General features: G+C 42.8%; 2 tRNA genes and 3 rRNA genes. All 5 read left to right on the top strand.

The window, feature by feature from the left end:
* Positions 1-289: 289 nt before the first annotated feature.
* Positions 290-1,802 (top strand): 16S ribosomal RNA (locus L8X33_RS08370).
* Positions 1,803-1,897: 95 nt separating this feature from the next.
* A tRNA-Ala gene (locus L8X33_RS08365) sits at positions 1,898-1,973 on the top strand.
* An 8-nt stretch (positions 1,974-1,981) separates the two neighbouring features.
* Positions 1,982-2,058: transfer RNA gene (locus tag L8X33_RS08360), tRNA-Ile, on the top strand.
* A 456-nt stretch (positions 2,059-2,514) separates the two neighbouring features.
* Positions 2,515-5,422, top strand: a 23S ribosomal RNA gene (locus L8X33_RS08355).
* 295 nt (positions 5,423-5,717) lie between these two features.
* Positions 5,718-5,834 (top strand): 5S ribosomal RNA (gene rrf / locus L8X33_RS08350).
* The 16S, 23S and 5S rRNA genes sit together here with 2 tRNA genes alongside, the layout of an rRNA operon.
* The last annotated feature ends 48 nt before the right edge of the window (positions 5,835-5,882 follow it).

The raw sequence follows: 5,882 nt of genomic DNA, 5'->3' as shown, positions 1-5,882 counted from the left end.
ATCCCAATTTAATAAAACTTTAAGCTTTTACTGCTATAATTTCATTTCCTTTTCAAATAAAAGGGACTTAAAAAACTTAAGATTTTTATCTTAATTTTTTATATTTGTTCTTTAAATTATTAATATTGTTAATCAAATCTTATAGTCAATCTTTGAAATCTAAATAAGTGATCGATTGAGCCAGAGATTTACCTTAATAATGTAAATCTATCAATTAATAATTAAAGATTATTTTATTAATCTTTAAAATACTTTTTCTTTGAAGAAAAAGATTAAACTATCTATATTTTTTATGGAGAGTTTGATCCTGGCTCAGAGTGAACGCTGGCGGCGTGCCTAATACATGCAAGTCGAACGATGAAGCTTTTAGCTTGCTAGAAGTGGATTAGTGGCGCACGGGTGAGTAAGGTATAGTTAATCTGCCCTACACAAGAGGACAACAGTTGGAAACGACTGCTAATACTCTATACTCCTGCTTAACACAAGTTGAGTAGGGAAAGTTTTTCGGTGTAGGATGAGACTATATAGTATCAGCTAGTTGGTGAGGTAATGGCTCACCAAGGCTATGACGCTTAACTGGTCTGAGAGGATGATCAGTCACACTGGAACTGAGACACGGTCCAGACTCCTACGGGAGGCAGCAGTAGGGAATATTGCGCAATGGGGGAAACCCTGACGCAGCAACGCCGCGTGGAGGATGACACTTTTCGGAGCGTAAACTCCTTTTCTTAGGGAAGAATTCTGACGGTACCTAAGGAATAAGCACCGGCTAACTCCGTGCCAGCAGCCGCGGTAATACGGAGGGTGCAAGCGTTACTCGGAATCACTGGGCGTAAAGGGCGCGTAGGCGGATTATCAAGTCTCTTGTGAAATCCAACGGCTTAACCGTTGAACTGCTTGGGAAACTGGTAGTCTAGAGTGAGGGAGAGGCAGATGGAATTGGTGGTGTAGGGGTAAAATCCGTAGATATCACCAAGAATACCCATTGCGAAGGCGATCTGCTGGAACTTAACTGACGCTAAGGCGCGAAAGCGTGGGGAGCAAACAGGATTAGATACCCTGGTAGTCCACGCCCTAAACGATGTACACTAGTTGTTGGGGTGCTAGTCATCTCAGTAATGCAGCTAACGCATTAAGTGTACCGCCTGGGGAGTACGGTCGCAAGATTAAAACTCAAAGGAATAGACGGGGACCCGCACAAGCGGTGGAGCATGTGGTTTAATTCGAAGATACGCGAAGAACCTTACCTGGGCTTGATATCCTAAGAACCTTTTAGAGATAAGAGGGTGCTAGCTTGCTAGAACTTAGAGACAGGTGCTGCACGGCTGTCGTCAGCTCGTGTCGTGAGATGTTGGGTTAAGTCCCGCAACGAGCGCAACCCACGTATTTAGTTGCTAACGGTTCGGCCGAGCACTCTAAATAGACTGCCTTCGTAAGGAGGAGGAAGGTGTGGACGACGTCAAGTCATCATGGCCCTTATGCCCAGGGCGACACACGTGCTACAATGGCATATACAATGAGACGCAATACCGCGAGGTGGAGCAAATCTATAAAATATGTCCCAGTTCGGATTGTTCTCTGCAACTCGAGAGCATGAAGCCGGAATCGCTAGTAATCGTAGATCAGCCATGCTACGGTGAATACGTTCCCGGGTCTTGTACTCACCGCCCGTCACACCATGGGAGTTGATTTCACTCGAAGCCGGAATACTAAACTAGTTACCGTCCACAGTGGAATCAGCGACTGGGGTGAAGTCGTAACAAGGTAACCGTAGGAGAACCTGCGGTTGGATCACCTCCTTTCTAGAGTACAAACTGATAAGTCTCACAACTATCAGTTCATATATAGACTCAATCATCCTTGTTTAGATTTCAAAGATTGATGAAAAGCTAATTTTGGGGAATTAGCTCAGCTGGGAGAGCGCCTGCTTTGCACGCAGGAGGTCAGCGGTTCGATCCCGCTATTCTCCACCATTTATTAAGGGCCTATAGCTCAGCTGGTTAGAGTGCACCCCTGATAAGGGTGAGGTCACAAGTTCAAGTCTTGTTAGGCCCACCATAAAAAAGATTTGTTTATCAATCATATAATAAAGTTTTAAAACTTAAAGCAAGTATATAGCTAATAATAAAGCAGTAAATAAAGTAAAATACTTTATTGCTTATGTTTTTAAATTATTTAAACTCTTTATATATACTTCCTTTAGGTTTTAAGACCTAAGCTAAATAAATAATAGAATATTTTATATATTAGATTAATTATTTAATGTTATTTGAATTATCATTGTTAAGAGTCACAAGCAAGTTTTAATAAAAACAATTTTACAGGACTTGTTAAAGGATAAAACCTAACTATCTTTTCTTTAGCTTTTAGTTAAAGACAAGTTTTAAACTCACAACTTAGTTAGACTAATATTTTTAGTTTTATTAAGTGTTTAAATGCTTTCCGTCTTAAGATAGTAAAGTCTTATCATAAAAACTTTAACAAGGAAGTGATGCGTTTTAGAATGAATTTAAAAGGTAAGCTATTAAGAGCGAATGGTGGATGCCTTGGCTGGTAAAGGCGATGAAGGACGTACTAGACTGCGATAAGCTACGGGGAGCTGTCAAGAAGCTTTGATCCGTAGATTTCCGAATGGGGCAACCCAGTATATAGAGATATATACTACCATAATGGAGCGAACGTAGGGAATTGAAACATCTTAGTACCTACAGGAAAAGAAATCAATAGAGATTGCGTCAGTAGCGGCGAGCGAAAGCGCAAGAGGGCAAACCCAGTGCTTGCACTGGGGGTTGTAGGACTGCAATGTGCAATAGGTAAGGTTAGTAGAACACTCTGGAAAGTGTAGCCATAGAGGGTGATAGTCCCGTATACGAAAACCAAACCTTAGCTAGCAGTATCCTGAGTAGGGCGGGACACGAGGAATCCTGTCTGAAGCTGGGTCGACCACGATCCAACCCTAAATACTACTACCAGACCGATAGTGCACAAGTACCGTGAGGGAAAGGTGAAAAGAACTGAGGTGATCAGAGTGAAATAGAACCTGAAACCATTTGCTTACAATCATTCAGAGCACTATGTAGCAATACAGTGTGATGGACTGCCTTTTGCATAATGAGCCTGCGAGTTGTGGTGTCTGGCAAGGTTAAGCACACGCGAAGCCGTAGCGAAAGCGAGTCTGAATAGGGCGCTTAAGTCAGATGCTGCAGACCCGAAACGAAGTGATCTATCCATGAGCAAGTTGAAGCTAGTGTAAGAACTAGTGGAGGACTGAACCGATAGGCGTTGAAAAGCCCCCGGATGACTTGTGGATAGGGGTGAAAGGCCAATCAAACTTCGTGATAGCTGGTTCTCTCCGAAATATATTTAGGTATAGCGTTGTGTCGTAGTATAAGGGGGTAGAGCACTGAATGGGCTAGGGCATACACCAATGTACCAAACCCTATCAAACTCCGAATACCTTATATGTAATCACAGCAGTCAGGCGGCGAGTGATAAAATCCGTCGTCAAGAGGGAAACAACCCAGACTACCAGCTAAGGTCCCTAAATCTTACTTAAGTGGAAAACGATGTGAAGTTACTTAAACAACCAGGAGGTTGGCTTAGAAGCAGCCATCCTTTAAAGAAAGCGTAATAGCTCACTGGTCTAGTGATTTTGCGCGGAAAATATAACGGGGCTAAAGTAAGTACCGAAGCTGTAGACTTGATTTTATCAAGTGGTAGGAGAGCGTTCTATTTGCGCCGAAGGTATACCGGTAAGGAGTGCTGGAGCGAATAGAAGTGAGCATGCAGGCATGAGTAGCGATAATTAATGTGAGAATCATTAACGCCGTAAACCCAAGGTTTCCTACGCGATGCTCGTCATCGTAGGGTTAGTCGGGTCCTAAGTCGAGTCCGAAAGGGGTAGACGATGGCAAATTGGTTAATATTCCAATACCAACATTAGTGTGCGATGGAAGGACGCTTAGGGCTAAGCAAGCTAGCGGATGGAAGTGCTAGTCTAAGGTCGTAGGAGGTTATATAGGCAAATCCGTATAACAATACTCCGAGAACTGAAAGGCTCTTCAAAGTCTTCGGACAGCGAGGAGAATTGCTGATGCCGTCGAGCCAAGAAAAGTTTCTAAGTTTAGCTAATGTTGCCCGTACCGTAAACCGACACAGGTGGGTGGGATGAGTATTCTAAGGCGCGTGGAAGAACTCTCTTTAAGGAACTCTGCAAAATAGCACCGTATCTTCGGTATAAGGTGTGGTTCGCTTCGTATTAGGATTTACTCCGAAAGCGAAGAAACTTACAACAAAGAGTCCCTCCCGACTGTTTACCAAAAACACAGCACTCTGCTAACTCGTAAGAGGATGTATAGGGTGTGACGCCTGCCCGGTGCTCGAAGGTTAATTGATGGGGTTAGCATTAGCGAAGCTCTTGATCGAAGCCCGAGTAAACGGCGGCCGTAACTATAACGGTCCTAAGGTAGCGAAATTCCTTGTCGGTTAAATACCGACCTGCATGAATGGCGTAACGAGATGGGAGCTGTCTCAAAGAGGGATCCAGTGAAATTGTAGTGGAGGTGAAAATTCCTCCTACCCGCGGCAAGACGGAAAGACCCCGTGGACCTTTACTACAGCTTGACACTGCTATTTGGATAAGAATGTGCAGGATAGGTGGGAGGCTTTGAGTATATGACGCCAGTTGTATATGAGCCGTTGTTGAGATACCACTCTTTCTTATTTGGGTAGCTAACCAGCTTGAGTTATCCTCAAGTGGGACAATGTCTGGTGGGTAGTTTGACTGGGGCGGTCGCCTCCCAAATAATAACGGAGGCTTACAAAGGTTGGCTCAGAACGGTTGGAAATCGTTCGTAGAGTATAAAGGTATAAGCCAGCTTAACTGCAAGACATACAAGTCAAGCAGAGACGAAAGTCGGTCTTAGTGATCCGGTGGTTCTGTGTGGAAGGGCCATCGCTCAAAGGATAAAAGGTACCCCGGGGATAACAGGCTGATCTCCCCCAAGAGCTCACATCGACGGGGAGGTTTGGCACCTCGATGTCGGCTCATCGCATCCTGGGGCTGGAGCAGGTCCCAAGGGTATGGCTGTTCGCCATTTAAAGCGGTACGCGAGCTGGGTTCAGAACGTCGTGAGACAGTTCGGTCCCTATCTGCCGTGGGCGTAAGAAGATTGAAGAGATTTGACCCTAGTACGAGAGGACCGGGTTGAACAAACCACTGGTGTAGCTGTTGTTCTGCCAAGAGCATCGCAGCGTAGCTAAGTTTGGAACGGATAAACGCTGAAAGCATCTAAGCGTGAAGCCAACTCTAAGATGAATCTTCTCTAAGCTCTCTAGAAGACTACTAGTTTGATAGGCTGGGTGTGTAATGGATGAAAGTCCTTTAGCTGACCAGTACTAATAGAGCGTTTGGCTTATCTTATTTAAGCATCACTTCCTTGTTAAGGTTTTTGATAAAGCTTTGGGTGTTTTTATATGAAATATTTATATAAAAATTACATTCTTAAGTTTATAAAATCTTATAAGTAAAGTTTATATTAGAACTTGCTCTTAACATTGTTTTTTAAGTATTCTAAAATAAAACAATAAAGTATTTAGTTCAATAAAACATCTAAACTTAAGAATAAGATGAAAGTTAAAATAAAAATAATTTTTATATCTAAATCTTATTGATTGTTTTTATTATGCTATATTAAATAGAATATTTAAATAACAATGTCCGTGATTATACAGATGTGGAGACGCCTTGCTCCATCCCGAACCAAGAAGCTAAGCACATCGTGGGTGATGATACTACGCCTTACTGGCAGGGGGAAAGTAGCTCATTGCGGACTTGTTAATTCTTATTATTCTTACTTTATATATAATCCTATATTTATTTT

The sequence above is a fragment of the Campylobacter sp. CNRCH_2014_2849 genome, assembly GCF_025772845.1.
In the GTDB taxonomy this organism is placed as follows: domain Bacteria; phylum Campylobacterota; class Campylobacteria; order Campylobacterales; family Campylobacteraceae; genus Campylobacter_D; species Campylobacter_D lari_D.
This window is presented reverse-complemented; position numbering and strand designations above follow the sequence as displayed.